This is a genomic window from Prevotella phocaeensis, from assembly GCF_900065875.1.
Taxonomy (GTDB): domain Bacteria; phylum Bacteroidota; class Bacteroidia; order Bacteroidales; family Bacteroidaceae; genus Prevotella; species Prevotella phocaeensis.
In genome coordinates this window covers 125822-151796 of the sequence record NZ_LT160621.1, presented here as the reverse complement: position 1 = coordinate 151796, position 25975 = coordinate 125822, and the positions used below count along the sequence as shown (strand labels likewise).

General features: G+C 48.2%; 22 protein-coding genes. 19 read left to right on the top strand and 3 right to left on the bottom strand.

Features of this window, described 5'->3' with window-relative positions; translation table 11 throughout:
• Positions 1–14: 14 nt before the first annotated feature.
• Complete coding sequence (gene aroC / locus BN3912_RS03025) at positions 15–1088, bottom strand: chorismate synthase (RefSeq protein WP_004368167.1); 1074 nt, start codon at positions 1086–1088, stop codon at positions 15–17.
• Positions 1089–1099: 11 nt separating this feature from the next.
• Complete coding sequence (locus BN3912_RS03020) at positions 1100–1729, bottom strand: FKBP-type peptidyl-prolyl cis-trans isomerase (protein WP_004368168.1); 630 nt, start codon at positions 1727–1729, stop codon at positions 1100–1102.
• 513 nt (positions 1730–2242) lie between these two features.
• On the opposite strand from BN3912_RS03020, the gene BN3912_RS03010 reads away from it, so the two are divergent.
• The 11 genes from BN3912_RS03010 to BN3912_RS02960 all read left to right on the top strand — a co-directional run bounded on the left by BN3912_RS03010 (position 2243) and on the right by BN3912_RS02960 (position 15805).
• Positions 2243–4450, top strand: coding sequence for a S8 family serine peptidase (locus BN3912_RS03010; RefSeq protein ID WP_023984466.1), 2208 nt, complete (start codon positions 2243–2245; stop codon positions 4448–4450).
• Between the two features lie 165 nt (positions 4451–4615).
• Positions 4616–5110 (top strand): flavodoxin FldA, encoded by a 495-nt coding sequence (gene fldA / locus BN3912_RS03005; protein ID WP_016665564.1) that lies wholly within the window; start codon positions 4616–4618, stop codon positions 5108–5110.
• 26 nt (positions 5111–5136) lie between these two features.
• Positions 5137–5490, top strand: coding sequence for a DUF2023 family protein (locus BN3912_RS03000; protein WP_016665565.1), 354 nt, complete (start codon positions 5137–5139; stop codon positions 5488–5490).
• Positions 5491–6079: 589 nt separating this feature from the next.
• Positions 6080–8200: a glycoside hydrolase family 20 protein gene (locus BN3912_RS02995; protein ID WP_023984469.1), complete on the top strand. Its 2121-nt coding sequence runs from the start codon at positions 6080–6082 to the stop codon at positions 8198–8200.
• A 312-nt stretch (positions 8201–8512) separates the two neighbouring features.
• On the top strand, positions 8513–9433 hold the full coding sequence (locus BN3912_RS02990) for a M48 family metallopeptidase (RefSeq protein WP_023984470.1): 921 nt from the start codon (positions 8513–8515) through the stop codon (positions 9431–9433).
• 188 nt (positions 9434–9621) lie between these two features.
• Positions 9622–10071, top strand: a complete 450-nt coding sequence (locus BN3912_RS02985) for an NfeD family protein (RefSeq protein WP_004368176.1) — start codon at positions 9622–9624, stop codon at positions 10069–10071.
• A gap of 46 nt (positions 10072–10117) precedes the next feature.
• Positions 10118–11068, top strand: coding sequence for an SPFH domain-containing protein (locus BN3912_RS02980; protein ID WP_004368177.1), 951 nt, complete (start codon positions 10118–10120; stop codon positions 11066–11068).
• Positions 11069–11901: 833 nt separating this feature from the next.
• Entirely contained in the window at positions 11902–13002 is a 1101-nt protein-coding gene (locus BN3912_RS02975) for a UDP-N-acetyl glucosamine 2-epimerase (RefSeq protein WP_023984471.1), read from the top strand.
• 12 nt (positions 13003–13014) lie between these two features.
• Complete coding sequence (locus BN3912_RS02970) at positions 13015–13815, top strand: SDR family NAD(P)-dependent oxidoreductase (protein WP_023984472.1); 801 nt, start codon at positions 13015–13017, stop codon at positions 13813–13815.
• Between the two features lie 60 nt (positions 13816–13875).
• Positions 13876–15219, top strand: coding sequence for an MATE family efflux transporter (locus BN3912_RS02965; protein WP_023984473.1), 1344 nt, complete (start codon positions 13876–13878; stop codon positions 15217–15219).
• A 19-nt stretch (positions 15220–15238) separates the two neighbouring features.
• The gene (locus BN3912_RS02960) at positions 15239–15805 is read left to right on the top strand and encodes a helix-turn-helix transcriptional regulator (RefSeq protein WP_004368182.1); all 567 of its coding nucleotides are present in this window, start codon (positions 15239–15241) and stop codon (positions 15803–15805) included.
• 632 nt (positions 15806–16437) lie between these two features.
• Here BN3912_RS02960 and BN3912_RS02955 read toward each other — a convergent pair.
• Positions 16438–17145, bottom strand: coding sequence for a hypothetical protein (locus tag BN3912_RS02955; RefSeq protein ID WP_230204623.1), 708 nt, complete (start codon positions 17143–17145; stop codon positions 16438–16440).
• 134 nt (positions 17146–17279) lie between these two features.
• On the opposite strand from BN3912_RS02955, the gene BN3912_RS02950 reads away from it, so the two are divergent.
• From BN3912_RS02950 to ffh, 8 genes are all read left to right on the top strand, one after another.
• Positions 17280–17873 (top strand): hypothetical protein, encoded by a 594-nt coding sequence (locus BN3912_RS02950; RefSeq protein ID WP_023984476.1) that lies wholly within the window; start codon positions 17280–17282, stop codon positions 17871–17873.
• 4 nt (positions 17874–17877) lie between these two features.
• Positions 17878–18765 carry a tetratricopeptide repeat protein gene (locus BN3912_RS02945; protein WP_023984477.1) on the top strand — a complete coding sequence of 296 codons (888 nt, stop codon included), beginning with the start codon at positions 17878–17880 and terminating at the stop codon, positions 18763–18765.
• Between the two features lie 281 nt (positions 18766–19046).
• A complete protein-coding gene (locus BN3912_RS02940) occupies positions 19047–19877 on the top strand; it encodes a prephenate dehydratase (protein WP_023984478.1) in 831 nt (276 codons plus the stop codon).
• A complete protein-coding gene (locus BN3912_RS02935; protein WP_023984479.1) occupies positions 19864–21039 on the top strand; it encodes a pyridoxal phosphate-dependent aminotransferase in 1176 nt (391 codons plus the stop codon). The genes BN3912_RS02940 and BN3912_RS02935 overlap by 14 nt, the downstream gene beginning before the upstream one ends.
• A gap of 362 nt (positions 21040–21401) precedes the next feature.
• On the top strand, positions 21402–22466 hold the full coding sequence (locus BN3912_RS02930; RefSeq protein ID WP_016665570.1) for a bifunctional 3-deoxy-7-phosphoheptulonate synthase/chorismate mutase type II: 1065 nt from the start codon (positions 21402–21404) through the stop codon (positions 22464–22466).
• A gap of 24 nt (positions 22467–22490) precedes the next feature.
• The gene (locus BN3912_RS02925; RefSeq protein WP_016665571.1) at positions 22491–23267 is read left to right on the top strand and encodes a prephenate dehydrogenase/arogenate dehydrogenase family protein; all 777 of its coding nucleotides are present in this window, start codon (positions 22491–22493) and stop codon (positions 23265–23267) included.
• Between the two features lie 54 nt (positions 23268–23321).
• Positions 23322–24275: an endonuclease/exonuclease/phosphatase family protein gene (locus BN3912_RS02920; RefSeq protein ID WP_004368190.1), complete on the top strand. Its 954-nt coding sequence runs from the start codon at positions 23322–23324 to the stop codon at positions 24273–24275.
• A gap of 344 nt (positions 24276–24619) precedes the next feature.
• The gene (gene ffh, locus BN3912_RS02915) at positions 24620–25969 is read left to right on the top strand and encodes a signal recognition particle protein (RefSeq protein WP_004368193.1); all 1350 of its coding nucleotides are present in this window, start codon (positions 24620–24622) and stop codon (positions 25967–25969) included.
• Positions 25970–25975: the final 6 nt, after the last annotated feature.

Below are 25975 nucleotides of genomic sequence, written 5' to 3'. Positions count from 1 at the left end.
TTCATGAAATAAGATTACTTTATGGTTTTATTAAACAGATAATTATCTAAAATAACCATAGCGGTCATGGCTTCTACGATGGGCACCGCACGCGGGAGAACGCACGGATCGTGCCTGCCGCGCACATCTAATTTCGTCGGATTTCCTGCCGTATCTACTGTGTTTTGCTCACGTAGAAGCGTGGCAACCGGCTTGAATGCCACGCGAAAATAGATGTCCTGTCCGTTACTGATACCGCCCTGAATGCCGCCGCTATTGTTGGTTAAGGTCGATATACGGCCGTTTGTGCTTACAAATTCGTCGTTCTGCCGGCTTCCTCTTTCGCTTACACCGCTGAAACCTTTACCGTATTCGAAACCTTTCACGGCGTTAATGCTCAGCATGGCAGCGCCTATTTGGGCATGAAGTTTGCCGAATTCCGGCTCTCCCAAGCCCACAGGGCAACCACGCACCACACACGTAATAACGCCACCTATGGTGTCTCCCGCAGCTTTCACCTCTGTTATCAGCTCTTCCATGCGGTGTGCCGTTTCTGCATCGGGGCATCTTACCGCATTTGTTTCAATCTTGTTTAAGTCGTACAGGCGGTAGTCGCGGTCTAAAGCAATATCGCCCACCTGCGATGTATAGGCCCTTATGTCGATGTTCAACGGCCGCAGGGCCAGTTTAGCCAAGGCTCCTCCCACGCATCTGCTGATGGTAATGCGGGCCGATGAGCGCCCTCCACCGCGATAATCCCGCAGACCATATTTATTTAAATAGGTAAAGTCGGCATGCGAGGGGCGGAAAGCATTGCGCATATTATCGTAATCTTTCGAATGCTGGTCGGTATTGCGAACAATGAACCCGATAGGGCTGCCTGTAGATTTCCCTTCGAATACCCCGCTCAGCAGCTCCACTCGGTCGGCCTCTTTCCGGCTTGTAGTAATCTTACTCTGCCCGGGGCGACGTCGATCCAGTTCGTTCTGTATGAACTCCAAGTCGATACCGATGCCCGGAGGCATACCGTCTACCACCCCTCCGATGCCCTCTCCGTGGCTTTCGCCGAAGGTTGTAAGCGTAAAAAGATTACCGAACGTGTTTCGCATGCCCTTTGCTTTTACGATTTGTGATGATGGTTGCAGTCGCCATTATGGTGCCCGCAGCAGCCGTGGTCATGCCCATGATGGTGCTCATGCTCCCCATGTTCGTGGTCGCATCCGCCGCTGCAATCGCCGCAATGACAGCCTCCTTCGCCGCTCATGCGGTTGATCATGGCTTGTATTTCTTCGTTCGAAGCCTCTCGAGTCTCTACAATATGTCCTTTGAAATTAAGCGTTTTGCCCGCTAAGGGGTGATTCAAATCCATCTTAACGCTGTTTTCGGTAATGTCGAGCACATGCCCCATGAAGCGATTACCGTCCTCGTTCTGCAGCGGAACCATAGCATCTTTGAAGATATTCTCATGGTCGAAGTGCCCGTTTACGGTAAAAATCTCCTTATCTAAGTCGAGTACACGCTCCTTAAAGAACTCTCCGTACGCCTTTTCAGGGCCCAAGGTAAAGTCGAATTCGGCATCTTTATCCAGATCGGCCACGGCCTTTTCGAACGCTTCAAGTGCTATACCGAAGCCGCTGATGAACTGGAAAGGCTTGTCAGATGGCGCTTCTTCAACTAAATTTGTATTACCTTCGTCTACCGTGTACAGCTTGTAAGCTACGGCGATGTACTTGTTGGGTTTGTTGTTCATTTTGTTTCGATGATATAAAATAATGTGCAAACTTACACATTTTTTTTGGATTAAGCAGACAAACAGCTCAAAAAGTGACACTCTTTGTCGTCTCTGTCGGCGGAGTTTAGCGCCGTATATATTTGTGTGCCACAGACTTGTATGTGTCATAGATTTGATGTATCTTTGCAAGCGGTATGGTTTGCCAAAGACGGGTACGACCGGCTGTGCCGACTTTTGTACCGGTTGTTATCGGCAGACATAGCATAGGGAGACCTCCCCCGGCCCCTCCGAAGGAGGGGAGTGCCTTGCGGAAAGGGGATAAGGATGATATATTGCGGCCTCCCCCAGCCCCTCCAAAGGAGGGGGATGCCTTGCGGAAGATGGGTAAATATACTACATGTAGGGGTTTTCGTGCCTTTTCGTTTGGAGCGGGGGTGCAATCTAACTGCGTTAAATACACTGTTTGTTTCTGTCAGATTGCCTGTCTGTCGCCGATAAACATAAGGTATATTAGCGTTAAAACATAGGGTTATGAAGAGAATATGTATCGTATATTTGTTGATGTTGTGCGTTATGGGTGCAATGGGGCAGCGGGCCGACTACACTAAAATGTCGGCCTTGGTACGACGTATTGTTATTGAAGAAGCCGCAAGGCAACAGAATAAGCAGGGAACGCGGGCTTCGCATGGTGCAGAGGCACCCTTGCTGACGGCGTTTGTATGCATAAACGGCGATGCCGGCGAGGTGCTTCGTGAAAACCGTTGTACCGATCTTGCGCAGTTCGGCACTATCCATATCGCCGCCATTCCCATCGACCGGCTCTCACAGATGTCGATCGACCGCCGCGTGTTGCGCATTGAAGCACGCCAAGGTATGCATGCTCTTTTGGATTCAATGGCCGTTCATATCGATGCTATACCCGTTTACGCCGGCATGGCACCGCTGTCTCAGGCTTATACAGGTAAGGGAGTGGTGATGGGCATACAGGATGTAGGTTTCGATCTTACGCATCCTAATTTCTACGATGCCGCGATGCAAAACTATCGTATCAAGCAGTTGTGGGATCAACTCTCGGCCGATACCTTGGGCAGTAGGCTTTATGTGGGGGCTGAATATAAGGGGAAAGACGCCCTGTTGGCCTATGCACATTCGCGAGACGGACTGAAACAGACGCACGGAACACAGACATTGGGCATTGCAGCGGGCAGTGGAGCGGGCACGAACTATCGCGGTATTGCTTATGAGAGCGATATCTGCTTGGTAAGCAATGCCATTTCGGCCGATAAAGAGTTTATCGATAGTGCCGATATTTATAAATATACTTATGCTACAGATGCCTTGGGATTTAAATACATCTTCGATTATGCCAAGACACACGGGCAGCCTTGCGTTATTTCATTCAGTGAAGGATCGCCACAGGACTTCCGCGGAGACGACGTATTATATTATGAAGTGTTGGACAGTTTGGTAGGACCCGGGCGCATTATCGTATCTTCGGCTGCGAATGAGAGCATACGTAAGACTTATATAATAAAAGAACGCGCGCGTAAGTCGGCGGGTACGTTTTTCGAAAACGGTCTGCCTACTACCTATTTTACCCTTAAAAGCGATGCCCGCTTTACCCTTCGCATGGTGGCGTATGGTGCGCATAACGATACGATTTCTATACCCTCGCAGGATATTTTGGCGCGTACAGACTCTCAATATGTAGATACGGTGACCTTTGGCGGGCAGCGTTTGGCGATTAATATTGCCGCCTATCGGTCTTGTTACAACCGTGGGGAAACCGTATTCGATGCAGTCCTCTCTGCTGCGGAGCCTTTGGGAGCGCGATGTCCTGTATCTTTGGAGTTGGTGGGAGAGGGGAGCGAGGTAGAATTTTACCGCGGTAACGGCACGTTGACCGTCAATAGTCTTAACCCGAACCTGTGCGATGGCGAGCCTACGCATAACATCTTTTCGCCTTCGAGCGCCGCCTGTGTCGTTTGTGTGGGCGCTTCAGCTTACCGAACCGGCTTTACTAACAGTGCCGGCGAGTATATAGATATAAACTGGGGCACGGGTGGAGCGTATGCAGGTTTCTCTTCTGTGGGCCCTACTTATGACGGACGTATCAAGCCCGACGTCGTTGCACCCGGAACGAACATAGTTTCTTCTTACAGTAGTTACTTTGTTGAAAATAATCCTACGGAGTATAAAATGAAGCTCAATATATCGTATTTCACGGTCGGAGGGCGTACATACGCATGGAATTGCGATGGCGGAACGTCGTTTTCTGCGCCTGCCGTGGGCGGTGCTATCGCCCTTTGGCTACAGGCTAAGCCCGATCTTACGCGTGAACAGATTATGGATGTTTTTGCCCATACGTGCACCCGTTACGACCGAGCGATGACTTATCCCAATAATTATTATGGGTATGGGCAGATCGATGTATACAAAGGTCTGCTGTATATATTAGGCCTGTCGGGCGTAGAAGGCATTTCCGACCATCATCCCTCTGCTGTGCGTGTAAACGTTACGGCCTCCCGACAGGTCGTCATTACATTTGATGATGTTGCCCGATGTTCGTTTAGCGTAAACATATACGGTACTTCGGGCAGTTTGATAGGCAAAAGAACGTTTGCGGCAGGACAGTCTTCCTATGCAATGGACATGACTTCTCTGCCCGAAGGTGTTTATGTTATTCAGGTGAACGGTGGCACGCGCGGCACTACGGGCTCTGTCTTGGTAAGGTTGTGATACTGTCTGTTATTTACAAAACAACTCGGTAAAACACTAAATTGCATACTTATTTTTAGGTATTTTGCCTAAATCGTTATTTTTAGGTATTGCGGTATTTGAAAAATGTCTATATCTTTGCAACATCAAAACAAGAAAGTTATTAACATAAAAATAAAATTTAAAATGAAAACAACAGTTGTAGTGTACGGTTCTTCGACAGGAACGTGTGAAAGTATAGCACAGACTATCGCGTCGAAACTCGGTGTAGAGGCAGTGGATGTTGCCAAGCTAACGGAAGATACGGTAAAGGCTAACGATAATCTTATTATAGGAACGTCTACATGGGGTGCCGGTGAATTGCAGGATGATTGGTATGATGGCATAAATACATTGAAGGCCGCAGGCCTTTCGGGTAAGACTGTAGCAATCTTCGGATGCGGGGATAGCGAGTCTTATGGCGACACTTTCTGCGGAGGAATGGCAGAACTGTACAACGCAGCCAAGGAAGCTGGCGCCAATGTAGTGGGCTCTGTGGCAACCGATGGCTATACCTATGACGATTCAGAAGCTGTTGTAGATGGCAAATTCGTAGGACTTCCTCTTGATGATGTTAACGAAGACGACAAGACGGAAGGGCGTATAGACGCTTGGTTAGAGGAAATTAAGCCGTCTCTTTAAGCAGAATAAAAACGATGCATGCAGGCATGGATACTCCTTCGGATATGAAAGTGCTCATGAATCATATCTATGAGTACAAGAAAGGAGTACGACAGATGGTTCTTTACACCTTTAATAAAAGGTACGAGGAGTTTGCTGTAACGCGCCTGCAACATCAAAATATAAAGTATATCATTCAGCCTGTGGGCAACGATCGGTTAAACCTATTCTTCGGAAGTGCCGAATGTATCGATGCCATAAGGCTGATTGCAACCAAACCCTTGAACAAGTTAACGCCCGAAGAGGACTTTATTCTGGGCGCAATGTTAGGGTATGACATACGTGTACAGTGCGAGAGGTATTGTCAGCGTAAATGTGTGAGCTGTGAAAAAGCTCAATGAATGAAGATAAACTTTTTTAGATCTTGTTCGCTAAAATAAAGTATTCATAATGTTTTTGTATAAATTATATTAGGCTGGCTGTGAAGTCAGCCTTTTATTTTGTTGTTTCTGTCGGCGCTTTATTATGGGGAGAGAACCGCGAAAGGATGCGTATGAAAACGGTTGCGGTTTATTGTATTGTTCGAGAAATATGTATATATATATTTGCCCATGTCTTGGTTTATCTGTAATTTTGCAATTATATAACTGTCAACCTCCGTGGTTCATGCTGTCAACCTCCGTGGTTCACGCTGTCAATCTCCGTGGTTCATGCTGTCAACCTCCGTGGTTCATGCTGTCAACCTCCGTGGTTCATGCTGTCAACTTCCGTGGTTCACGCTGTCAACCTCCGTGGTTCACGCTGTCAACCTCCGTGGTTCATGATGTCAACTTCCGTGGTTCATCGTGTCAACTTCCGTGGTTCATCGTGTCAACCTCCGTGGTTCATCGCGTCAACCTCCGTGGTTCATGCTGTCAACCTCCGTGGTTCATGATGTCAACCTCCGTGGTTTAACTGTGGAAAAAGGTATGTATAAGCTGATTATGGGGTATGAGTAAGATGTTTATTTCTACTGACAATCTATTCAAACAAATCATGATGAAACAAACGTATTCATTTTTTATCGGCGTTATCTGCTGTGTGTTTTCGGGCTTTATGCCAAGTGAAATAAGTGCACAGCAACTGCTTCCTTTGCCTAATCGGCTCGTTTACCGGTCGGGAAAGTTTTGTATTGATGGGAGAACCCGTATCTATACCAACATTGAGTCGCCTAAAGACCACCTGTTTACGGAAACTGTAAACGAACTGTTAGGTGTGAATTTAGCAAGTAGCAAGGGGGAAAAGAAGAAAAATCAACTGCGCCTGTTGCTGACAGAGCCGGCTGCCGATCCGGAAAGAGTGCCTTTCGATAAACGACTTCAAAGCTATATATTAGATGTAACAAAGGAAGGTATCACCATTAAATCGCATTCCGAGGCGGGCATTTATTATGGTCTTCAAACGTTGAAAGGCCTGCTCGCGGGGCGCGAAGTGCCATTCGTGCATGTTGAAGATACCCCCCGTTTCGCTTACAGAGGCTTCATGATCGATTGTTCCCGCCATTTCTGGACGGTAGATTTCATTAAGAAGCAGATCAGAATGATGGCCCGTTTGAAGTTGAACCGCCTTCACCTGCACCTGACCGATGCGGCCGGATGGCGTATGGAGATAAAGCATTACCCCGAGCTCACACAAAAAACGGCCTATCGTACCCATTCTCATTGGGATAAATGGTGGCGCAACGGCGACCGCCGTTATTGCGAAGCAGGCACAGCCGGTGCGTATGGCGGTTATTATACGCAGGATGATTTGCGCGAGATCGTAAGATATGCGGCTCTGCACCATATCACCGTGATACCTGAAATAGATATGCCCGGCCACAGCGAGGAAGTAACGTTTGCCTTACCCCAACTGTCTTGCGACGGTAAAGCGTACTCCGACCTGTGCATAGGTGCCGAAGAAACGTTTCAATTTGCAGAGAATGTGCTCAGCGAAGTGATGGATATCTTCCCTTCCGAATACATTCATATCGGCGGAGATGAGGCTGCAGCAGAGCATTGGAAAACATGTAAACGCTGTCGGCAGCGCATGCACGACAATCATTTGACCGATGTATCGCAGCTACAAGCCTATATGATGAAGCGTATCAATAGGTTTCTCAATGCTCACGGGCGCAAACTCATCGGATGGGACGAAATGATAGACGGCGGACTTCCGCAAGGTTCCGTCGTTATGGCGTGGCGCAGTATCGACAAGGGAGTAGAGGCAATTAAGGCAGGCCACCATGTTATTATGAGTCCGATAGACTGGTGTTACCTCAATTTCTATCAGGATAACCCCTTTACCCAACCGGAAGCCATGGGCGGATATGCTCCCTTGAAGGCTACTTATGCCTTCGAACCTGTGCCGGAAGCATTGACCGATACTGCTGAAATTAGTCTTATCGACGGCGTTCAGGCCAATTTGTGGACGGAATATGTAGAACATGCCGACCACGTGGAGTACATGACTTACCCCCGACTGATGGCTATTGCCGAGATAGGATGGAACGGCGGTGCGAAAGATTATGCCGCCTTCAGAGAACGGGCACAGGCTATGGTAGACCAAATGCGTGCGGATGGTTATCATCCTTTCGATCTCCGTCACGAGAGCGGGCCGCGCAAAGAGAGTCTTACCGGTGTATCTCATGCCGCTATGGGTAAGAAAGTAACTTATCTCTCGCCCTATTCGGCGAAGTATCCTGCGGCGGGCAACACCTCTCTTACCAATGGGAAGCATGGCGATTGGAGCTATAAAGACGGCCAATGGCAAGGCTTTATAGCCGGTAAAAAGATGGATGTGGTTATCGATATGGGGCAGGAAACGGAGCTGACCGATATATCTGCCGATTTTATGCAGTTCGCAGAACATTGGGTGTTCCAGCCTTGTGAGCTTACGATTTCGGTGTCTTCCGACGGTAAGAACTATATGCCGATCGATCATCGCCCGTCTGTCAGAGACGAAATGAAGCACAGCATCCGCACTTATCGGTGGGAAGGGCATGCCAAGGGGCGCTACATACGCTACGAAGCCAAGACCGATAAGGATGGCGGATGGCTTTTTACCGACGAGATTGTGGTAAATAAACAGTAACAGGCGCCTTTTGCAGAAATGGCGCAGGGCACGGTTTGCACTGCAGGCAAGGCAGGATATGGAGGACAGATATGGGGTATATCGCCGACAGACGTACGGTTTGAGGCGAATATACCCCATATCTGTTTCCGGTATATGTGCCGTTTGTTTTTCGCGTATCTGTTGCGGAGCTCTCCCGAAACGTTCTTTTGATGCCTCCGTATCGTGCAGGTGCGGCAGCCGGAACGCCAGTAAAAAAACGATAATTTTCTTTGTTTTCTCCGCAAGTTGCACTAACTTTGCGCGTTAGATAGTTATAAAAACGTAGTAAAAATGAAGAAATTAAAGTTTTTGTTCGTTGCGGTAGCAGCCGCTGTTCTGGTATCTTGCGGAACTACACGTACCGTTCCAATCACCGGAAGGAAACAAAATCTTCTCGTATCCGATGAACAAATACTCAGTCTGAGCAATCAGGAATACGCCAAGTACATGCAAACAGCAAAGATATCTACCGATGCTGCCAATACTGCTATGGTGAAACGTGTAGGACGCAGATTGGCCACAGCGGTTGAAAACTATTTGGTGAACAACGGTCTGGCGGCCGAAACCAAGCAGTTTGCTTGGGAGTTTAACCTTGTACAAGATAAGAGTGCCAATGCTTTTTGTATGCCCGGAGGCAAGATTGTGGTCTACGAAGGCCTGTTGCCTTATACGCAGAACGAGGCTTCGTTGGCCATAGTGCTCGGTCACGAGATAGCCCATGCGGTGGCAAAGCATAGTGCCGAGCAGATGAGCAAGCAGATAAAGAACCAGATGGGCGTACAAATTCTGGGCACGGTGCTTGGGGCTACCGTTGGCAACAACACCGCCCAAGTGGCGCAAGTGATAGCCCAAAACGGCCTGCAGTTCCGTACGTTGAAGTTCTCTCGTAGCAATGAGACCGAAGCAGACCACATGGGATTGATCTTTGCAGCCATGGCAGGCTACGATCCCCGTGTGGCTATTGCTTTTTGGCAGCGCATGTCGCAGGGCAAGAGCAACCAAAGCGATGTGTTCAGCGACCATCCTTCCGATGCTAAACGTATTGCCGCCCTGCAACGCGAGATGCCCGAAGCGCTGAAATATTATAAGGGCGGAACAGTTGCTCCGGCAGTTTCGAGTCCGTCTTCCATCAGTCTGTCTAAGCTGACGGGCGGAAGTAGAGCCGCAAATACTGCTCCCCAGTCATCCAAGAAGGGCAAGCGGCGCCGGTAGGGTAAATCTTGCAAGTCTGCATGGTGCGCAGTTTACGAATGCCGCACGAATGGAACAAGATGCCCGTTTGTGCGGCATTTCGGTTTCATAAAGGCAAAAATATGCCGAATAATCGTATTTTTGTTGTAGGTATGAAAATATTTTTTTACCTTTATCCCAACATTATTAACTGTTAATAAATATCTTTTATGATCGAATACTTTACACAACATCTGTGGTTGTTTTGGACGATAATCGCCATGGGCTGTCTGATTATCGAGCTCGGTTCGGGCGACTTCTTCATTACCTGCTTTGCTATAGGCGCCGTTTGCAGTGTGTTCGCCTCCTTTATCGGTGTTCCTTTCTGGCTGCAGGCTGTTGTTTTCGCCCTGTTTTCAGTGTTGAGTATTTTATTTATCCGGCCGTCGTTGCTGAAACGTTTGCACGCTGCGGGCCGAGAACAGCCCAGCAATGCCGATGCTCTGATAGGCCGTATCGGCACCGTGATAGAACCTATAACGGCGGGAGGCAGCGGCTATGTGAAGATCGATGGCGACGAATGGCGCGCCGTTTCGGCCGAAACAACCGCCATAGAAACGGGAGAAAAGGTAAAAGTAGTGTCGCTCGAGAGCATCGTTGTTACGGTGGTAAGAGCATAACACACGGCAAACGATTTTTCTAAACACATTAAATAGTTATTATATTATGATTGCAACTTACGCCATTATCGTTCTTGTTGTCTTGGCACTCCTATTTGTCAAGATGACCGTAGTTATCATCCCCCAGTCCGAAACCAAGATTATAGAGCGGTTCGGAAAATACTATGCCACCCTTAAACCGGGCATCAATATCATCATTCCCTTTATAGACAGGGCTAAAACCATAGTAACTGTGGTGCGCGGGCGCTACCTCTACAGCAACACTATCGACCTGCGCGAACAGGTGTACGACTTTGATAAGCAGAACGTAATTACCAAAGACAACATTCAGATGCAGATTAATGCGCTGCTATATTTCCAGATCGTCGATCCGTTCAAGGCTGCCTACGAAATCAATAACCTGCCTAACGCGATTGAAAAGCTCACTCAGACAACGCTTCGTAATATCATCGGAGAGATGGAACTCGACCAAACGTTGACGTCGCGCGATACGATTAACACCAAACTTCGGTCTGTTCTCGACGACGCAACCAACAAATGGGGCATTAAAGTGAACCGTGTAGAGCTGCAAGACATTACACCCCCGAGCAGCGTATTGCAGGCCATGGAGAAACAGATGCAGGCAGAACGTAACAAACGTGCCACGATTTTGACCAGCGAAGGCGAGAAACAAGCCGTGATATTGAAGTCGGAAGGTGAGAAAACCAGTACGATCAACCGTGCCGAAGCTGCCAAACAGCAGGCCATATTGTATGCCGAAGGAGAAGCAACCGCACGTATCAGGAAGGCTGAAGCCGAGGCCATCGCCATTCAGAAGATAACCGAAGCCGTGGGACAAAGTACAAATCCCGCTAATTACCTGCTCGCCCAAAAGTACATCACCATGATGCAAGACCTTGCAAACGGCGACCAGACCAAGACCGTTTACCTGCCCTACGAGGCCACCAACCTGCTCGGAAGCCTCGGAGGCATTAAAGATTTGTTCAACATAAAGTAATAAAACCACCGCTATCTTACCGGAAAGGCCGCGAACAGCGGAAAGATAAAGGAGCTGTTTTCTGTTTCTTGCGCCTTTATCTTTCCGCTGTTCGCGGCCTTTCCGTATTGTTTAAATCGGTTTACTGCCGCCTTTGTTATTCCCTTTAGGGCACTGCCGTACCATTAAAGGCGGTCTTTTATTCATAAGGAGACGGTCTTTTTATCGTAAGGAGACGGTCTTTTTATCGTAAGGAGACGGTCTTTTTATCGTAAGGAGACGGTCTTTTTATCGTAAGGAGACGGTCTTTTTATCGTAAGGAGATGGCCTCTTTATCGTAAGGAGATGGCCTTTTTACCGTAAGGAGATGGTCTCTTTATCGTAAGGAGATGGTCTTTTTATCGTAAGGAGATGGCCTCTTTACATCATGAACCACGGAGGTTGAGGCTGTGAACCACGGAGGTTGACGCGATGAAGCACGGAGGTTGACACGATGAAGTACGGAGGTTGACGCGATGAAGCACGGAGGTTGACACGATGAACCACGGAGGTTGACGCTGTGAACCACGGAGGTTGACACGATGAAGCACGGAGGTTGACACGATGAAGCACGGAGGTTGACGCGATGAAGCACGGAGGTTGACATTAAGGAGATGGCCTCTTGCAACGCTGCACCGTTATAGCTGTTCAATTATACCGCAATTCTTTAATTTTCAACTTAACCGCTTAATCCTGTAATATTTCTCGGAATTAAATTGTATCTTTGCAACAAATAGGTAATATCCGGCCACTTGAAAGCAATTTTTTTATGCGTTCATGAACAGATTTTGTCGTCATCATTAAAATAATATACAATGAATATCTGTATTGTTGCTGGGGCACGACCGAACTTTATCAAGGTTGCTCCGATTATGCGCGCAGTGGATAGGGCTGCAGCTGCAGGCAGACAAATAGCCTATACGTTGGTTTTTACGGGGAAAGAAAGCGATCCTACCGTAGAAGAAACGCTCTTTAAAGACCTCCGGATAAGGCATCCTGACGTATATCTTGGTGTGGATTGTGAAAATCTCAACGAGCTTACAGGGCAGGTAATGTTTCAGTTCGAGCGTTATCTTAGGCAGCACTCAGAGACGAAGGCAGTCGTTGTAGTAGACGATCTTGCATCGACTATGGCCGCTGCCATCGTTACCAAGAAGCAGGGAATAGTGCTTGCGCACATTGCGGCCGGCACCCGTAGCTTCGACATCAGTATGCCCAAGGAAATCAACCGCTTGGTGATAGACGGGCTGAGCGATATTCTTTTCACCGCCGGAATAAGCAACAACAGCATTGCCAATAGGGAAGGAGCAGAGCTGAGCAAGGTGTATATGGTGGGAAATGTGCTGATAGACAATCTTCGTTTCAACCATTCGCAGCTGACGCGCCCCGCCGTTATGGACGAAAAAGGGCTCTCCGAGCAAGGATACATCGTGTTTACACTCAACCGAAAAGCCCTTATAGCCGACAAAGACAACCTTCGAAAGATGATCGGGCGGATGGTGTCGAGCGTAAGCACCGATACTCCGATCCTTGCACCTCTGCGGAGTAGCGCCGAAAAAGCCGTGAAAGAGTGCCTGCACAACGTACAGTCGCCGTTCCTGTTCGTACCGCCTCAGAGTTATTTGGATTTCGAATATATCACCTTGCATGCCAAGGGAATTGTAACAGACAGCGGGAATGTGGCCGAAGAAGCGACTTTCAACGGCGTTCCCTGCATCACCCTGAACAGCTACACCGAGCATATAGAAACCGTGAAAGTGGGAACCAACGTGCTTGTGGGCGAGGATTCGGAGAAGTTGGGCAATGCTTTGACCGATTTGGTAAGCGGCAATTGGAAACATGCAAGCATCCCCGACCGGTGGGACGGGCACAGTGCAGAGCGCATCGTACAGATACTTTCAGACTATAAATACTAAATTTACGCGCAGATGAAAAAGATTGCATTGATAACAGGTGCCACGAGCGGCATCGGCAGGGCATGCGCCCAAAGGTTCGCCATGGGCGGTTATAACTTGATACTTACCGGCCGCAGGCAGGATAAACTCGAAACCTTGAAGCCCGGACTCGAGGCTGAAGGGGCAATGGTAAAGCTGCTTTGTTTCGACGTTCGCGACAGCGAGGCGGCTCGTTCGGCCGTGATGTCGCTGCCAAACGAATGGCACGACGTGGATGTACTTATCAACAATGCCGGCTTGGCGCTCGGTCTTGAAAAAGAATACGAGGGCAATCCCGAAGATTGGAACACCATGATCGATACCAATATCAAAGGTCTGCTCACGATGACGCGCCTCATCGTGCCCCGTATGGTGGAGCGCAACCGCGGACATGTAATCAACATAGGCAGCGTGGCCGGCGATGCCGCTTATGCCGGCGGCGGCGTATATTGCGCCACTAAGGCAGCCGTAAAAACGATAACCGATGGGCTTCGCATCGATGTAGCCCATACCTGTGTGCGCGTAACCAACATTAAACCGGGCTTGGTAGAGACTCATTTCAGCGTTACACGCTTTCATGGCGATGCCGAACGGGCCGAAAACGTGTACAAGGGCATACGCCCGTTGACGGGAGACGACATTGCCGACGTGGCTTTCTATGCTGCCTGCGCCCCCGAACATGTGCAGATAGCCGAGGTGCTTGTGCTTGCTACCCATCAAGCCAACGGCACCGTGATCGATCGTAACCCCGATAGAGTAGAAACATCGGCATCGTCTGCTGCCGACAGGCCATAGGTCTAAGTGAGACAGAGAGCAGGTCTGTCGGCAGTATGTCTTATATTTAATTCGGCGACATTGCACGCACATCAAGATAATTACACATTCCTGACCGAAGCACCCATACACCGTGTTATCGGAACAATGGCCGTACCGACGATTATCAGCATGATGATAACCAGCCTGTACAATATAGCCGACACCTTTTTCGTGGGGCAAATCGACACACAGTCTACGGCTGCAGTGGGCATAGTCTTCTCGGTTATGTTCTTTATACAGTCGTTCGGCTTCTTTTTCGGGCACGGATCAGGCAATTACATATCACGTGAACTCGGGGCAAAGCGGCATGATAACGCCGTTAAAATGGCTTCTACCGGCTTTTTCCTATCCTTCTTCATGGGCATTTTGGTCATGATAACGGGCTTAGTGCTGCTTCATCCGCTCTCTGTATTGCTGGGCAGCACGCCTACAATATTGCCCTATACGGAACGTTATCTCGGTATAGTGCTCTTGGGAGCACCCTTTCTCATGTCTTCGCTTACGCTCAACAACCAGTTTCGCTTGCAAGGAAACGCCGCCTACGGCATGTATGGTATCGTTACAGGGGCTGTCTTGAACGTTGTACTCGATCCTTTGTTCATCTTTACCTTCGGTCTTGGCGTCGTTGGAGCAGCAATTGCCACGGTTATAGGGCAGGTGGTGAGTTTTTGCATCTTATTGGTAATGACGCGAAAGGGCGAAAACATACCGATAAGTTATAGGAATTTCGCGCCTACATGGCAGAGATTTAAGGAGATATTCTATGGCGGATCGCCGTCATTATCCCGTCAAGGGCTTGCATGTGTATCGACTATCATGCTTAATATAGGCGCCGGAGCCTACGGAGATGCCGCTATAGCGGCGATGTCGGTAGTGAACAGGATACTTATGTTTGTGTTCTCGATGATTGTGGGCTTAGGTCAAGGGTTCCAACCTCTATGCGGTTTCTGTTACGGAGCTCGACTTTACGACCGTATGCGTGCCGCCTTCTGGTATTGTGTAAAGGTTGGAACGGTGTTTCTTGTTGTGTTTTCCGTCGTTGGATTTGCATTTAGCGATGTTACAATAGGCGTCTTCCGCGATGATACCGACGTTGTAGCGATAGGAACTGTAGCTTTAAGATGGCAATTGGTATCGTTTCCGCTCAATGCATTTGTAATGATGGGCAACATGTTGCTGCAAACGTGTCGTAAACCCGTTGGTGCCAACCTGCTTGCAGCGGCGCGGCAAGGGCTGTTCTTTATCCCTCTGATTGTGATACTTCCCCATTTCTTCGGTTTGAAAGGCGTAGAAATGTGTCAGACATGGAGCGATTTGTGTGCTTTTCTGATAACGATACCCGTTGTATTTCATGCGTTCCGCAGCATGAAAACAGATAAATAATAGATATAAACGACTGAAAATGGAAACGACTTTGTATATAAAAAACATGGTGTGCGACCGCTGTAAGATGGCCGTAGATAAGACCTTGCGCGACAAGGGGCTGCATCCGTTGTCAGTAGAGCTCGGTGTAGTGAAGGTTGCCGAGGCGATTTCGGCCGATATGCGTGAGGAATTGCGCGGAGAGCTTGAAAAGATAGGGTTCGAACTGATGGACGATAAGCGCCGTAGAACTATCGAACAAATCAAGAATGCGGTCATTCAGCTGGTGCATTATCGCGATAACGCGTCGACGGTGAACCTGTCTGATTACCTTGCAGCCCAGCTCCATAGCGACTACAGTGCGCTGAGCAAGTTGTTCAGCGAGGCAACCGGCATGACTGTAGAGCGTTATTATATCCTGCAGCGCATAGAAAGAGTGAAAGAATTGCTGTGGTACGATGAGCTTTCGCTTACGCAGATCGCCCTACAGATGAACTACTCGAGCACGGCATACCTATCGAACCAGTTTAAAAGCATTACAGGTATGACGCCTTCGCAGTTCAAAGCATTGGGCAAAAACACGCTGAAGGAGTTGGATAAGATATAGGTTTTGGGGTGATGGATTAGGGATTAGGGAGGAGTGGGGGCCTCCCCCGTCCCCTCCGAAGGAGGGGGGTAGGGTTGATGGACTAAGGAGGAGGGAGAAGTGAGGACCTCCCCCAGCCCCTCCGAAGGAGGGGTGTGTGGTTGATGGATTAAGGAGGAGGGAGGAGTGATTAATGGGTGTATTGTAGGGATTTGGCTTATCTAAGGCCTGTTGTGCCATTCCGTTTTTATGATACATGTATAAAATGATGTGCGAGTTAAGTTCCCTCAGTTCAACCGAAGCAACTACCTGCGGAGCATAGAAATGCCATCTAAGTCTGTTAGAAATACCATCCGAAGCAGACAGACATGCCCTCTAACGGCAATACACATAACATATTCTCAACCCACAGATTATAAATTAAGCGCGAACACCATACTCCTCTCCTTAATAAAGGCAGACTATGAGAGTATGAAACATGACACCCTGAAGCAATCCATCTCCTCTCTGTCTCCCCTTTCTAAGGAGAAAAGTACATTTAGACCGCGCCCTCGCTCCAAACGAAAAAGCACGAAAACTCCTACGTGCAGTATATTTACCCATCTTCCGCGAGGCACCCCCCTCCTTTGGAGGGGCCGGGGGAGGTCCTAACTTTACTCAAATCCCCAACTTCGAGGAACTCTATTGCTTTCGAAAGATACCTGAAAACTGAAATTAGGATTTACGTTATATTTCACTGCAGCGCCTATACGATCGCCGATGTTGTTGAGTGTATAAAGTGGATAGGGTATGCGCTGCGTGTTTACAATGCTCTTTTGTGCATAGAGATAAGCCTCCCAATGCTCGTTGAACCTATAGCCCAGCACTGCCGAAAGGCCTGCATCGCGGTAACTGTCGTGGCTCCAAGACGTGTTATTGAAATAACCTCCCACGGCAAGAGACAGCTTATTATTGAGCGGTATGGCATACATGGCCGAAATATTCTGTGCAAATCCGGCTCCATGAGGAGCATTCTTGCCGAAGAAAGCGAATACCGAAGCCCCGATATTTACGTTGAGTCCGCGGTGAAGGTTCCAATTATAAAAGCCGTTCCAATAAGAATAAGGATACATGTTGATGGGCAATACTTGTCCTTGAGCATTCATCGGCGGCAGACGGAGCGTGTCTTCGGGGATGGCGGAAACACACCCTTTGATGTTTGTAACGGCCGTAGGTTGCGGATGCGTATCGGCTATGGTGGGAGCAAGCAGCCGTATAGAGTCGTTAGGTGCTACCTTTTGCTTCGATGGGCGGCTCTCTTGCTGCGCCATTCCGGCAAGACAGCACAGACAGGCATATAGTATAATAATCGTTTGTTTCATTTGATGCAAAAATAGATGATCCATGCAACATATCAAAACTTTTAATACAATTTTCATTTTAATTATCAATTATTATTTTGTCCCTCACATGAATTGTCGTATTTTTGTCCGCGTAACTAAATTCGGAATGCGATATGAAAAGGGTTTTAAGCATGCTTACGGCAGCTATGTTGCTTGCTGTAGCGCCGCTTTCGGCACAGAATAAGAAAACAGGAACAAAGGAGAGCTTCGGTAAGAAGGTGTCTAAATTCTGGAAAAAGACCAAGAAAGAGATGGAAGATGCAGGACATGAGTTGGGTGACGCTATCGGGTTCGAAGATCGCATAGCACGAGAAGACGATCTGGTAAAGGTAGACGGCACTTATTACATGCCTATATATAAGGTAAATCTGTATAAAGGAGCCGATGCAGACGAGTATTGCGAGGCAAGCAGGAAGAAGTTCGGGGCACGTTATCCCAATGCCGATATACAGTCGGTTGTAATACCTCAGGGCGATTGGATAAGCAAAACGGTGAAGCAGAACGACAAAATAAAGGGTTATCAGCAAACTCTATATTGCTATGTATTGGCACGCGATGGCAACGATGGATATATCTATGCCAAGTTTGTATATGCAAGATATAAGGATGTAGGCGGAACTTACAATCCTGTAAGCGGCATGTGGGGAACATGGGAGCGTACCGATGTGATACCGAATGCTACTTATACGAAACTTTTAAACAAATGATATCATGAATTTTTTTAAGGCATTATTCGGAAGTAAGGTAGAAACAAAGCAAGAAAAGAAGGAAGAAGAGAACGCTAAGAATTTCGAAGTGTTGAAATACGATGGCGTAAGAGCGTTGCAAAGCGGCCAGATTACCTACGCTATGCAGTGCTTCTCGCATGCTTTGAAGCTGCAGGAAGACTTGGAAATTCGCGATTATTATTCGCAAGCATTGATACGTAACGGCGATATGTTGCATGCCTACGGGCAGTTGCAGAAACTTGCAGAGGCGCAACCCGATAATCAACAGATATTTATTCGTATGGCCGACGTGGCCTACATGATGGAAGATTACGGCTCAATGGCCGATTCTTGCGAGAAAGCATTGCTTATCGACAAGGATAATCCGTTAGTGATGTATCTCTATGCACGTGCATGTATCGGGCAAGGAGATAGCTCCAATGCCATCGCGATGCTAACAAAAGCCATCTCGTTGAAGGCGGATTACGGCGATGCATACCTGCTTCGTGGCGAAACATACCTCGGTTTGGGCGACTTGGATAGTGCCGACGCCGATGCCGAATACCTGCTGAAACATGCACAAGACAGCGAAGAAACGTACATGTTGAAGGCACGTATCGAGGAAAAACGGGCTAACTATGAGCAGTCGATCGACTTTTATAGCAAGGTGATAGAGCTAAATCCGTTCTCGGCCGTGGCATTTAAGGAACGCAGTGCTGCCAAACGTGTTGCCGGAGATGAGCAAGGAGCCGAAGAAGACATAAAGGCTGCCGAGGAAGTAGAGGCAGAGCACACCTCGTATGTCGGTACTGAAGGAAAAGAAAACAACGACTCCAACATCGAAGAAAAGATGAACAGAGCCTATAAGAATAATAATCCGTATGGCTTTTGAAATAAGAAAAATGAAATTAAAACAATAATTTTTCTTCGGAAATGTTTGTGTAAACGAAATAAAAACTATACTTTTGCACGCAATAGAAACAAAATAAAGAACAACTATGGGTAAGTCTTACGCATCTTTCTATTACTTTTATTTTTACTTTGCAAGGCATTGTGAAGCGGGAAGTTGCGTGTAGATTTCAACTTAAGACCATCATAAAACCGAAAAAGGTTTACGTAAGAGTCCCGCTTCATACACTGTGAGGCGGGGCTTTTTTATAGAAATAAGCGCTTATGAAGAGAATTGCAATACAGGGGAACATTGGTTCTTTCCACGATATAGCCGCCCACCAGTACTTCGAAGGCGAGCAAGTACAGCTGATATGTTGTGCCACTTTCGAAGAAATATTCCGGAAAATCGAGGACGATCCCACGGTGATAGGTATGATAGCCATAGAAAATACCATCGCCGGATCGTTGTTGCATAATTACGAACTGCTGCGTTCGTCGGGCACGACCATTGTGGGTGAGCACAAACTTCATATACAGCATGCCATTTGCTGCCTGCCTGAAGACGGGTGGGACAGTATTCACGAGGTGCATTCACATCCCGTTGCGTTGATGCAGTGCCGCCGTTTTCTGGCGGAATATCCCCATTTGAAAGCCGTAGAAGCAGAAGATACCGCCGGTGCAGCGGCATATATAAAGCGGTCGAATGCCCGCGGATGGGCGGCAATATGCCATGCCGACGCCGCTAAAATGTATGGAATGAAAGTACTCGAAGACCATATAGAAGACAATAAGCATAATTTTACCCGCTTTCTGGTGGTAACCGACCGGCGCAAGGCCGACTTCCTGCGCCCGCTTGAGCGTGCCGATAAGGCAAGTCTTGTATTCTCCTTGCCACACGAAGAAGGTTCCCTGTCGAAGGTTCTCACCATACTTTCTTTCTATAACATCAATCTCACGAAGATACAGTCGTTACCGGTAATCGGACATGAGTGGGAATATTTGTTCTATGTAGACGTCACTTATACTGATTCAACGCGCTATCGACAGAGCATAGATGCGATTATACCGCTGACAAAAGAACTAAAAATCATTGGTGAATATGAGCAACGTTAAACCTGCAGAGCGTCTCTCTGCCATACAGGAATACTATTTCAGCCGGAAATTAAAGGAAGTTTCGAGGCTTAATGCTGCCGGAGAAGACATTATTTCGCTTGCCATAGGCAGTCCGGATATGCCTCCTTCGCGGCAAACAATCGATAAATTGTGCCAGACGGCACGCCAACCGAGTGCGCATGGTTACCAACCTACCGCCGGTACACCCGAACTTTGCGAGGCCATGGCGGCTTTCTATCGCCGTTGGTATGGCGTTGTACTCGATCCGAAAAGCGAAATACAGCCGCTTATCGGCAGCAAGGAAGGCATTCTTCATATTACTTTGGCCTTCGTGAACCCCAATGAAAAGGTGCTTGTTCCTAATCCCGGCTATCCTACATATACCTCCTTGAGCAAGATACTCGGCGCTCAAGTGGTGAATTACGACCTTTCTGAGGCCGATGGATGGCAACCTGACTTCGATAGATTGAGAAACGATACCGATTTAGAGGGCGTTAAACTCATGTGGACCAACTATCCGAACATGCCGACCGGCGGAAATGCAAGCATGAAAACCTACGAACGGCTGGTGCGGTTCGCACGGGAACATGATATTGTTGTGGTGAACGACAATCCTTACTCTTTCATTTTGAACGACCGCCCCGTTTCTCTGTTGCAGATAGACGGTGCAAAGGATTGCTGTATAGAACTCAATTCGATGTCGAAAAGCCATAATATGGCGGGTTGGAGAGTAGGACTTTGTGCCTCGAATTCTACGTTCATATCGTGGATATTGAAGGTAAAGAGCAACATCGACAGCGGCACCTTTCGGGGCATTCAGCTTGCTGCAGCCGAGGCATACAATACGAATACCCCCGAATGGCACCATGAATATAACGTACAAATCTACAAACATAGGCGCAAGATAGCCCAGCAAATCATGGCAGCTTTAGGGTGTACGTTCGATAGCCGGCAGGTCGGCATGTTTCTTTGGGGGCGCATACCCGAAAAATATGCCGATGCCGAAGAGCTTACAGAGCGCGTTCTCCACGAGGCGAAGGTATTCATAACCCCGGGATTTATATTCGGCAGCAACGGAAAACGCTATGTCCGTATCAGCCTTTGTGCCAATGAAGAGAAGATGGCGCAGGCGCTTTGCCGCATCAGGTCGGTAGAGTGGTGAACACAGAATGCCGTTCTATGACATCATGAAGCACGGAGGTTGACACGATGAAGCACGGAGGTTGACGCGATGAAGCACGGAGGTTGACGCGATGAAGCACGGAGGTTGACACGATGAAGCACGGAGGTTGACACGATGAACCACGGAGGTTGACGCGATGAAGCACGGAGGTTGACACTGTGAAGCACGGAGGTTGACACGATGAAGCACGGAGGTTGACGCGATGAAGCACGGAGGTTGACGCGATGAACCACGGAAGTTGACGCCGTGAACTGCGGAAGTTTACGCACAGACGGCCCTTCTATGGCACGTAGAGTGCCTATCTATTGCAAACAGATAATACATATAAAAAGAATATAACGATGGAATTGGATTTATTACCCCTTAATCTACCGAGTGATCGCGAACGCCCTATCGTCATTGCAGGCCCCTGTTCGGCAGAGACCGAGGAGCAAGTACTTACTACAGCCCGACAACTTAAACAGAAAGGATGCCACATGTTTCGTGCCGGAGTGTGGAAACCACGCACGAAACCCGGCGGGTTCGAGGGGAAAGGAGCGGAGGCCTTGCCGTGGTTGAAGCAGGTGAAAGACGAAACAGGCATGCTTGTTACTACCGAAGTAGCCACACCCGAACACGTGGAGTTGTGCCTGAAATATGGCTTGGATATGCTGTGGATCGGTGCCAGAACATCGGCCAATCCGTTCGCGATGCAGGCTTTAGCCGACTCTCTTAGGGGAGTCGACATACCTATATTCGTAAAAAACCCCGTTAATCCCGACCTTGAATTATGGATCGGAGCTATGGAACGTCTCAATCAGGCTGGCATTAAAAGGCTGGCAGCCATACATCGCGGCTTCTCCAGTTACGACAAGAAGATATATCGGAACCTGCCTATGTGGCAGATAGCCATAGAACTTCGTCGCCGTATACCTGCCCTTCCGATCATTTGCGATCCCAGTCATATCGGCGGACGCCGTGAACTTATCGCGCCTTTATGCCAGCAGGCGATGGATTTGGGGCTCGATGGACTGATCGTAGAGAGCCATTGTAACCCCGATAAGGCATGGAGCGACGCCAAACAACAGGTTACTCCGGATGTGCTGGATTACATTCTGAGCTTGCTTGTGGTACGGGATGAGCATACTACAACCGAGGGATTGCACCAGCTTCGCGGGCAGATAGACGAATTAGACAATCAGATTATGGAGCTTCTTGCCAAGAGATTGCGCATTTGCAGAGAGATCGGACAGTACAAAAAGGAACATAATATGACCATATTACAGTCGTCTCGTTACAACGAAATATTGGAAAAGCGGGGCGCACAAGGCAGCCTGTGCGGCCTATCCCCCCAATGTGTGGCAAGAATATTCGAGGAGATTCACGAAGAGAGCGTGCGCCAACAGCTGGAAATCGTGAACCGTTAAGTGGTTGAAGAAGCATTATATAAAATGAGGATATTGGTTTTGGGAGCGGGAAAGATGGGAAGTTTCTTTCTTGACCTGCTCAGTTTCGAGCACGAGACGGCAGTTTATGAGAAAGAACCCATGCGTATGAGGTTCACTTACAACTGCCAACGTTTCACGAAAGTAGAAGAAATAAAAGCGTTCAAACCCGAGCTTGTGATCAACGCTGTTACGGTAAAGTACACCATTCCGGCATTTAAAGAAGTGATACCTTATCTGTCCGACGAGTGTATCATCAGCGATATCAGCTCGGTGAAGACCGGTCTGAAAGACTTCTACGAACGATGTGGGCATCCTTATGTGTCCACTCATCCCATGTTTGGGCCCACTTTTGCCAACCTGCACCAACTGAGCGAAGAGAATGCCATCATCATCAACGAGGGCGACTATATGGGGCGAATTTTCTTTAAAGACCTGTATAACAAGCTCGACCTTAACATCTATGAGTATTCTTTCGAGGAACACGACAAGACGGTGGCCTATTCGTTGAGCATACCTTTTGTAAGTACGTTCGTTTTTGCTGCTGTGATGAAGCATCAGGATGCCCCGGGAACAACCTTCAAACGCCACATGCGCATAGCTAAAGGTGTGCTCAATGAAGACGATTACCTGCTTCAAGAGATATTGTTCAATCCTTATACGCACGATCAAGTATCGCAAATCAGGACAGAACTCAAGGAACTGTTGGAGATAATCGATAAGAAAGACGCCAAGGGAATGAAGGCCTATCTGGCGAAGATCAGGAAAAACGTGAAGGAATAGCGGGCACCGAATACCGATGCGGTGCCGCATAAGAACCGTAAAACACGATGTGCGATGATACTTTCTTTATTGCTTGCAAGCGTTTTTACCTTTGTGGAACTCAACTGCGAGAACCTTTTCGACTGCCTGCACGATACTTCGAAGCAAGACGAAGAGTTCATGCCCGACAGTTATCGCCACTGGACGCGTACCCGATATTGGCGAAAGTTGAACCATATAGGGCAGGAAATCCTTTCGTGCGGCGAGGATACGTCGGGCTGGTCGTTGCCGGATATGGTGGCTCTCTGTGAGGTGGAAAACGACAGCGTGATGCATGATCTTACGATGCGTTCACTGCTTCGTAAGGCCGGATACCGCTATATCATGACCTCTTCGCCCGATCTGCGGGGCATAGACGTGGCGCTGATGTATTCTCCTTTTAGCTTTTCGCTTCTCAATCATCATTCCATACGGGTGGCGCCCATGAAAGATATGCGCCCTACACGTGATATCTTGTACGCTTCGGGCGTCGTTCTGTCGGGCGATACGCTCCATGTGTTCGTGGTACATGCACCGAGCCGTGCGGGCGGAGAGGCTGCCACGCGCCCCTTCCGCATGCTTGTGGCCCGCCGATTGGGTGCTGCCGTCGACTCTATACGCCGCTTGTCGCCCCGCGCAAAGGTTATTGTAGCGGGCGATTTCAACGATTATTCCGATAGTAGGAGTATCGACTATGTTTGCAAGAGAGGACTCATAAACGTGTCGGAAGGCGCAAAAGGTTCGCATGGAGCCAAGGGTACCTACCGTTACAAGGGCGAATGGGGCAGTTTGGATCATATTCTTGCAGACGAAGACCTTGCCGACAGTCTTGTCGAGTGCCGCATACACGATGCGCCTTTCTTGCTTACAGACGACAAAACCTATGGGGGTAAGCAGCCTTTCCGTACTTATATCGGCCCGAAATACCAGCAAGGATTTAGCGATCATCTGCCCCTTGTGGCGCGTTTCCGTATCGGGCATTGCCGATAAAAAGCCATCCGTTTGGGATAAATCTTTTTCTTATATTTTATAAACGGTACATCTGCCGTGCTCAGACAAGGCATGTATCGAAACTATACATGCCGCCTGTCGCCGATAGGCGTACCGTCTGCTTTCCTTGCCTTGTATCTCCGCTTCAAACGTCTGCTTTGTGTATCTCTATCGCCTTGTATGAGCTATGATGACGTATAAACCGTTGCACACTCAAAAAAGATATGAGCATTTTTGGCAGAAACTGTTTTAAATAACATTAAATCGTGCGGTTTTAATTCTTTTTTCATTCCTATATTCCGTAAATTTGCAGATATTATTGGAAAAATAAGACACAGATATTTATGTTTGAAAACTTAAGCGACAGGCTCGAACGCTCGTTCAAAATACTCAAGGGCGAAGGTAAAATAACGGAAATCAACGTTGCCGAGACGCTGAAAGACGTGCGTCGTGCGCTGCTCGATGCCGATGTAAACTATAAAGTTGCCAAGAATTTCACCGATACAGTAAAGAAGAAAGCGCTCGGAATGAACGTTCTTACTGCGGTTAAACCGAGCCAATTGATGGTGAAGATCGTGCATGACGAGCTGGCAGAACTGATGGGTGGCGAGGCTGCCGAGCTGAAACTCTCGGGGCGTCCGGCCATTGTACTGATGTCAGGTTTGCAAGGTTCGGGTAAAACAACGTTCAGCGGAAAGCTCGCCAATATGCTTAAATCGAAGCAAAAGCGCAATCCGTTGCTCGTAGCCTGCGATGTTTATCGTCCTGCAGCTATCGATCAGCTTAAAGTGGTGGGCGAACAAGTAGGCGTACCCGTATATTCCGAACCCGACAGCAAGAACGTTATCGAGATAGCAACCCATGCCGTAAAAGAAGCAAAGGCCAAGGGTAACGACGTTGTTATTGTGGACACGGCCGGACGATTGGCAATAGATGAGGAGATGATGACCGAGATTTCCGAGCTTAAAAATGCCCTCAATCCCGACGAGACGTTGTTTGTAGTAGACTCGATGACGGGGCAAGACGCCGTAAATACGGCCAAAGAATTCAACGACAGGTTAGACTTCGACGGCGTAGTACTTACGAAACTCGACGGTGATACGCGTGGCGGTGCTGCTTTGAGTATCCGTACGGTGGTAACAAAGCCTATCAAATTCGTCGGTACAGGGGAAAAGATGGAGGCTATAGATGTGTTCCATCCCTCACGCATGGCCGATAGAATACTCGGAATGGGCGATATCGTTTCTCTTGTAGAGCGTGCCCAAGAGCAATTCGACGAGGAAGAAGCGCGGAAACTCCAAAAGAAGATACAGAAAAACAAGTTCGATTTCAACGATTTCCTGAACCAGATAGAGCAGATTAAAAAGATGGGTAACCTGAAAGATCTGGCCGGTATGATACCCGGAGTGGGCAAGGCAATCAAAGATATTGATATAGACGACGATGCTTTCAAGGGTGTTGAAGCCATTATCAGGAGCATGACACCGAAAGAACGTAGTAATCCTGAGATGCTTAACACCAGTCGCCGTCAGCGAATAGCTAAGGGCTCGGGAACGAATATTCAGGAGGTTAACAGGCTTATCAAGCAGTTCGACCAGACTCGAAAGATGATGAAAATGGTAACGGGTAACCAAATGGCGGGCATGATGAGTCGTATGAAAGGCATGAAGATGCCCGGGATGCCTAAAATGTAAGAAAGG

Excerpts from the sequence above, each read along its gene's own strand:
- BN3912_RS02960 (WP_004368182.1), top strand. The coding sequence starts at position 15,239 with ATGGAAACGACTTTGTATATAAAAAACATGGTGTGCGACCGCTGTAAG.
- BN3912_RS02930 (WP_016665570.1), top strand. The coding sequence starts at position 21,402 with ATGGAATTGGATTTATTACCCCTTAATCTACCGAGTGATCGCGAACGC.
- BN3912_RS03010 (WP_023984466.1), top strand. The coding sequence starts at position 2,243 with ATGAAGAGAATATGTATCGTATATTTGTTGATGTTGTGCGTTATGGGT.
- aroC (WP_004368167.1), bottom strand. The coding sequence starts at position 1,088 with ATGCGAAACACGTTCGGTAATCTTTTTACGCTTACAACCTTCGGCGAA.
- BN3912_RS02980 (WP_004368177.1), top strand. The coding sequence starts at position 10,118 with ATGATTGCAACTTACGCCATTATCGTTCTTGTTGTCTTGGCACTCCTA.
- fldA (WP_016665564.1), top strand. The coding sequence starts at position 4,616 with ATGAAAACAACAGTTGTAGTGTACGGTTCTTCGACAGGAACGTGTGAA.
- BN3912_RS03020 (WP_004368168.1), bottom strand. The coding sequence starts at position 1,729 with ATGAACAACAAACCCAACAAGTACATCGCCGTAGCTTACAAGCTGTAC.
- BN3912_RS02935 (WP_023984479.1), top strand. The coding sequence starts at position 19,864 with ATGAGCAACGTTAAACCTGCAGAGCGTCTCTCTGCCATACAGGAATAC.
- BN3912_RS02975 (WP_023984471.1), top strand. The coding sequence starts at position 11,902 with ATGAATATCTGTATTGTTGCTGGGGCACGACCGAACTTTATCAAGGTT.
- BN3912_RS02940 (WP_023984478.1), top strand. The coding sequence starts at position 19,047 with ATGAAGAGAATTGCAATACAGGGGAACATTGGTTCTTTCCACGATATA.
- BN3912_RS02995 (WP_023984469.1), top strand. The coding sequence starts at position 6,080 with ATGAGTAAGATGTTTATTTCTACTGACAATCTATTCAAACAAATCATG.
- BN3912_RS02970 (WP_023984472.1), top strand. The coding sequence starts at position 13,015 with ATGAAAAAGATTGCATTGATAACAGGTGCCACGAGCGGCATCGGCAGG.
- ffh (WP_004368193.1), top strand. The coding sequence starts at position 24,620 with ATGTTTGAAAACTTAAGCGACAGGCTCGAACGCTCGTTCAAAATACTC.
- BN3912_RS02920 (WP_004368190.1), top strand. The coding sequence starts at position 23,322 with ATGATACTTTCTTTATTGCTTGCAAGCGTTTTTACCTTTGTGGAACTC.
- BN3912_RS03000 (WP_016665565.1), top strand. The coding sequence starts at position 5,137 with ATGGATACTCCTTCGGATATGAAAGTGCTCATGAATCATATCTATGAG.
- BN3912_RS02990 (WP_023984470.1), top strand. The coding sequence starts at position 8,513 with ATGAAGAAATTAAAGTTTTTGTTCGTTGCGGTAGCAGCCGCTGTTCTG.
- BN3912_RS02945 (WP_023984477.1), top strand. The coding sequence starts at position 17,878 with ATGAATTTTTTTAAGGCATTATTCGGAAGTAAGGTAGAAACAAAGCAA.
- BN3912_RS02925 (WP_016665571.1), top strand. The coding sequence starts at position 22,491 with ATGAGGATATTGGTTTTGGGAGCGGGAAAGATGGGAAGTTTCTTTCTT.
- BN3912_RS02955 (WP_230204623.1), bottom strand. The coding sequence starts at position 17,145 with ATGAAACAAACGATTATTATACTATATGCCTGTCTGTGCTGTCTTGCC.
- BN3912_RS02950 (WP_023984476.1), top strand. The coding sequence starts at position 17,280 with ATGAAAAGGGTTTTAAGCATGCTTACGGCAGCTATGTTGCTTGCTGTA.
- BN3912_RS02985 (WP_004368176.1), top strand. The coding sequence starts at position 9,622 with ATGATCGAATACTTTACACAACATCTGTGGTTGTTTTGGACGATAATC.